At 51.8% G+C, this 2519-nt stretch carries 2 rRNA genes; both read right to left on the bottom strand.

Features of this window, described 5'->3' with window-relative positions:
* A 5S ribosomal RNA gene (rrf, locus tag R8N49_RS24360) occupies window positions 1-68 on the bottom strand; the annotation flags it as partial.
* Window positions 69-161: 93 nt separating this feature from the next.
* A 23S ribosomal RNA gene (locus R8N49_RS24355) occupies window positions 162-2519 on the bottom strand; the annotation flags it as partial.

The raw sequence follows: 2519 nt of genomic DNA, 5'->3' as shown, positions 1-2519 counted from the left end.
CGCTATTTCGTTTCACTTCTGAGTTCGGCATGGAAATCAGGTGGGTCCAAAACGCTATGGTCGCCAAGCAAATTCTTTAATTCGGAAAGCTGTTTGTTAATTCTCGTTCTTACACATTCAATGTTCTTTCATTGAGTCCATCAAAACCCCTTGGGTGTTGTATGGTTAAGCCTCACGGGCAATTAGTACAGGTTAGCTCAACGCCTCACAACGCTTACACACCCTGCCTATCAACGTCGTAGTCTACGACAACCCTTTAGGATACTTAAAGTATCAGGGAGAACTCATCTCAAGGCTCGCTTCCCGCTTAGATGCTTTCAGCGGTTATCGATCCCGAACTTAGCTACCGGGCAATGCGTCTGGCGACACAACCCGAACACCAGAGGTTCGTCCACTCCGGTCCTCTCGTACTAGGAGCAGCCCCTTTCAATTCTCCAACGCCCACGGCAGATAGGGACCGAACTGTCTCACGACGTTCTAAACCCAGCTCGCGTACCACTTTAAATGGCGAACAGCCATACCCTTGGGACCGACTTCAGCCCCAGGATGTGATGAGCCGACATCGAGGTGCCAAACACCGCCGTCGATATGAACTCTTGGGCGGTATCAGCCTGTTATCCCCGGAGTACCTTTTATCCGTTGAGCGATGGCCCTTCCATTCAGAACCACCGGATCACTATGACCTGCTTTCGCACCTGCTCGAATTGTCATTCTCGCAGTCAAGCGGGCTTATGCCATTGCACTAACCTCACGATGTCCAACCGTGATTAGCCCACCTTCGTGCTCCTCCGTTACGCTTTGGGAGGAGACCGCCCCAGTCAAACTACCCACCAGGCACTGTCCGCAACCCCGATGAGGGGTCGACGTTAGAACATCAACACTACAAGGGTGGTATTTCAAGGACGGCTCCACGCAATCTAGCGACTGCGCTTCAAAGCCTCCCACCTATCCTACACATGTAGGGTCAATGTTCAGTGCCAAGCTGTAGTAAAGGTTCACGGGGTCTTTCCGTCTAGCCGCGGGTACACTGCATCTTCACAGCGATTTCAATTTCACTGAGTCTCGGGTGGAGACAGCGTGGCCATCATTACGCCATTCGTGCAGGTCGGAACTTACCCGACAAGGAATTTCGCTACCTTAGGACCGTTATAGTTACGGCCGCCGTTTACCGGGGCTTCGATCAAGAGCTTCGACCGAAGTCTAACCCCATCAATTAACCTTCCGGCACCGGGCAGGCGTCACACCGTATACGTCATCTTGCGATTTTGCACAGTGCTGTGTTTTTAATAAACAGTTGCAGCCACCTGGTATCTGCGACTCTCAATAGCTCCATCCGCGAGGGACTTCACCGTCGAGAGCGTACCTTCTCCCGAAGTTACGGTACCATTTTGCCTAGTTCCTTCACCCGAGTTCTCTCAAGCGCCTTGGTATTCTCTACCCGACCACCTGTGTCGGTTTGGGGTACGATTCCTTACAATCTGAAGCTTAGAGGCTTTTCCTGGAAGCATGGCATCAATGACTTCACATCCGTAGATGCTCGACGTCGTGTCTCAGCCTTAGAAAGAGCCGGATTTACCTAACTCTTAAGCCTACGCACTTGAACCTGGACAACCGTCGCCAGGCCCACCTAGCCTTCTCCGTCCCCCCATCGCAATTGTAAGAAGTACGGGAATATTAACCCGTTTCCCATCGACTACGCCTTTCGGCCTCGCCTTAGGGGTCGACTTACCCTGCCCCGATTAACGTTGGACAGGAACCCTTGGTCTTCCGGCGAGGAGGTTTTTCACCCCCTTTATCGTTACTCATGTCAGCATTCGCACTTCTGATACGTCCAGCATGCGTTACCACACACCTTCAACCGCTTACAGAACGCTCCCCTACCCAATGCACTAAAAGTGCATTGCCGCAGCTTCGGTTTACTACTTAGCCCCGTTACATCTTCCGCGCAGGCCGACTCGACCAGTGAGCTATTACGCTTTCTTTAAATGATGGCTGCTTCTAAGCCAACATCCTGGCTGTCTGAGCCTTCCCACATCGTTTCCCACTTAGTAGTAATTTGGGACCTTAGCTGGCGGTCTGGGTTGTTTCCCTCTCCACGACGGACGTTAGCACCCGCCGTGTGTCTCCCGGATAGTACTTACTGGTATTCGGAGTTTGCAAAGGGTTGGTAAGTCGGGATGACCCCCTAGCCTTAACAGTGCTCTACCCCCAGTAGTATTCGTCCGAGGCGCTACCTAAATAGCTTTCGGGGAGAACCAGCTATCTCCAGGTTTGATTGGCCTTTCACCCCTAGCCACAAGTCATCCGCTAATTTTTCAACATTAGTCGGTTCGGTCCTCCAGTTGATGTTACTCAACCTTCAACCTGCCCATGGCTAGATCACCTGGTTTCGGGTCTATATCCAGAGACTGAACGCCCAGTTAAGACTCGGTTTCCCTACGGCTCCCCTAGATGGTTAACCTTGCCACTGAATATAAGTCGCTGACCCATTATACAAAAGGTACGCAGTCACAGGACAA

The organism is Vibrio sp. 1978, assembly GCF_033344345.1.
This window is presented reverse-complemented; position numbering and strand designations above follow the sequence as displayed.